Source organism: Actinomadura sp. NBRC 104425, assembly GCF_030269545.1.
GTDB classification, from domain to species: Bacteria; Actinomycetota; Actinomycetes; order Streptosporangiales; family Streptosporangiaceae; genus Spirillospora; species Spirillospora keratinilytica.
Map to the genome: position 1 here is coordinate 1 of NZ_BSTN01000072.1, position 2906 is coordinate 2906.

At 69.6% G+C, this 2906-nt stretch carries 2 protein-coding genes; one reads left to right on the forward strand and one right to left on the reverse strand.

Going from position 1 to position 2906, the window contains the following annotated elements:
* A partial coding sequence (locus QSK22_RS33960; protein ID WP_352231519.1) for a hypothetical protein occupies positions 1-287 on the reverse strand: 287 nt, incomplete at its 3' end.
* 6 nt (positions 288-293) lie between these two features.
* Here QSK22_RS33960 and QSK22_RS33120 point away from each other — a divergent pair.
* The coding region (locus tag QSK22_RS33120; protein ID WP_285498446.1) for a condensation domain-containing protein at positions 294-2906 on the forward strand (2613 nt) is incomplete at its 3' end.

The following is a 2906-nucleotide window of genomic DNA, read 5'->3' on the forward strand; positions in this document are numbered from 1 at the left end:
TGTACGTGCTGGACGAGGCGCTCGCACCGGCGCCCGTGGGCGTTGTGGGTGAGCTGTACATCGCGGGTGCCGGGTTGGCGCGCGGGTATGTCGGCCGGGCGGGTTTGACGGGTGAGCGGTTCGTGGCCTGCCCGTTCGGCTCGGGCGAGCGCATGTACCGCACCGGCGACCTGGCCAGATGGACGCCGGACGGGCAGTTGGTGTTCGCGGGCCGGGCCGACGACCAGGTCAAGATCCGCGGGTTCCGGATCGAGCCCGGCGAGGTCGAAGCCGCTCTGCGGGCCCACCCGGACGTGCACCAGGCCGCCGTGCTGGCCCGTGAGGACACCCCCGGCGACAAGCGGCTGGTCGCTTACGTGGTGCCCGTGGACGGCGGCCTTGATGACAACGCTCTGCGGCGGTTTGTGGCTGAGCGGTTGCCGGAGTACATGGTTCCGGCCGCCGTGGTCACGTTGGACGAGCTGCCGTTGAACGCCAACGGCAAGCTCGACCGCAAGGTGTTGCCCGCCCCCGAGTACTCCACCGGGGCCGGCCGGGCTCCTGCCACGGTTCAGGAGGAGATCCTGTGCGCCGCCTTCGCGCAGGTGCTCGGTGTGGAGTCGGTCGGCGTGGACGACGACTTCTTCCGGCTGGGCGGGCATTCGCTGCTCGCGGTGTCGTTGGTGGAGTTGTTGCGGGGGCGTGGTGTGTCGGTGTCGGTGCGGGCGCTGTTCGAATCGCCGACGCCTGCCGGGTTGGCTCGGGCTGCCGGTGCGGATGTTGTGGAGGTCCCGGGGAACCTCATCCCGGAGGGTGCCGAACGGATCACACCCGAGATGCTGCCGCTGGTGGAGCTGTCCGAGGCGGAGCTGGAGCGGGTCGTCGCGGGTGTCGACGGCGGTGCGGCGAATGTGGCCGACGTGTATCCACTGGCGCCGCTGCAGGAGGGCATGCTCTTCCACCACCTGCTCGCCGGCGGCGGCGCGGATGCATACGTGACGGTCCAGGTGCTCGAATTCGATTCACGGACCCGCCTGGACGGTTTCGTGCACGCGTTGCGCCAGGTGATCGACCGGCACGACATCTACCGGACGGCCGTGGTCTGGGAGGGCCTGCGCGAACCGGTGCAGGTGGTGTGGCGTCGAGCGACGCTGCCGGTGGTCGAGCACACGCTCGACCCGCACGCCACCGACCCCGTGGAGGCGCTGCTCGCCGCGACCGGGACGTCGATGGACCTGGGCCGCGCGCCGCTGATGGACCTGCACGTCGCCGAGGTCGAGGACGGCCGATGGCTGGGCCTGATCCGGATGCACCACATGGTGCAGGACCACCAGGGCATGGACGTCCTCATCCAGGAACTGCAGACGGTGCTGTCCGGGAACTCCGAGCGGCTCGCATCGACGGTGCCGTTCCGGAACTTCATGGCGCAGGCCCTCAAAGTCGCCCGATCCGAGCACGAGCGGTTCTTCGCCGACCTGCTCGGCGACGTGACCGAGCCCACCGCCCCCTACGGCTTGACGGACGTTCGGGGCGACGGCACGGATCTCGCCTCGGAGCTGGTGCCGATTCCCGGTCGGATGGTCGCGGAGCTGCGGCAGGTGGCGCAGCGGCTCGGCGTCAGCGCGGCCACGGTGCTGCACGTGGCCTGGGCGCGCGTGCTGGCCACCCTGTCCGGCCGGGACGACGTCGTCTTCGGCACCGTCCTCTTCGGACGGATGAACGCCGGCGAAGGCTCCGACCGGGCGCTGGGCCCGTTCATCAACACGCTGCCGGTCCGGGTGCGCACCGGCCGGGTCGGGGTCCGCGTGGCGGTGGAGGAGATGCGGTCCCAGCTGGCCGAGCTCCTGGAGCACGAGCACGCGCCGCTGGCGGTCGCCCAGCAAGCCAGCGGCATCACGACCAATACGCCGCTGTTCACCTCGCTGTTCAACTACCGGTACATCAACCAGGAGATCACCGGCACCCGGCAACAGCAGCCGATGGAGGGCATCCGGAAGGTCTACGACCGGGAGAGAACGAACTACCCGCTGGCAGTGTCGGTGAACGACCTGGGAGCCGACCGGCTGACTGTCAACGTGCAGGCAGCGGCGTCGATCGACGCCGGCGAGGTCGGTCGGATGCTGCGTACTGCGCTGAAGGGCGTCTGCGACGCACTGGCGGGCACGCTGGACGGCGCCCCCGACGTCGCCCTCGACACGATGGACATCCTCGACGCATGCGAACGCGATCGGCTCCTGTTCGAGTGGAACGACACCGCTGCGACGGTTCCGGACGGGACGGTTTTGGAGTTGTTCGCGCGGCAGGTGGCCGCTGTTCCGGATGCGGTGGCCCTGGTCCACGAGGGTTCGCGGGTCGAGTATGGCGAACTGGACGTCCGGGCGGACAGGTTCGCGCGTCGTCTGCGTGGTCTGGGGGTTGGCCCGGAGTCGGTGGTGGGGTTGTGTCTGCCGCGTGGTGTGGACGTGGTGGCGGCGATCGTGGGTGTGTGGAAGGCGGGTGCGGCGTATCTGCCGATCGATCCTGCTCTTCCGTCCGGGCGGGTGTCGTTCATGCTGTCCGACAGCGGGGCTGAGTTGGTCGTGGCGGACCGGGCGCATGGTGCGGTGGTGGGTGAGGCCGATGTGCCGGTGGTGTGGTTGGACGATCTCGACTCGCCTGCCGGCGGGGCGGATGCCGGGTGGTCCGACGCCATGGCGTCCGTGGATCCGCGTGGGCTGGCGTATGTGATCTACACGTCGGGTTCGACCGGTGTGCCGAAGGGTGTGGGTGTCTCCCACGGTTCGCTGGCGAATCTGGTGGGGGTGTTCGGGCCGTTGATGGGGGCGGGTCCGGGTGTTGGGGTGTTGCAGTTCGCCTCGTTCGGGTTCGATGCGTCGGTGCTGGATGTGGCGGTGGCGTTGTCGTATGGCGCGACCTTGTGGGTTGCC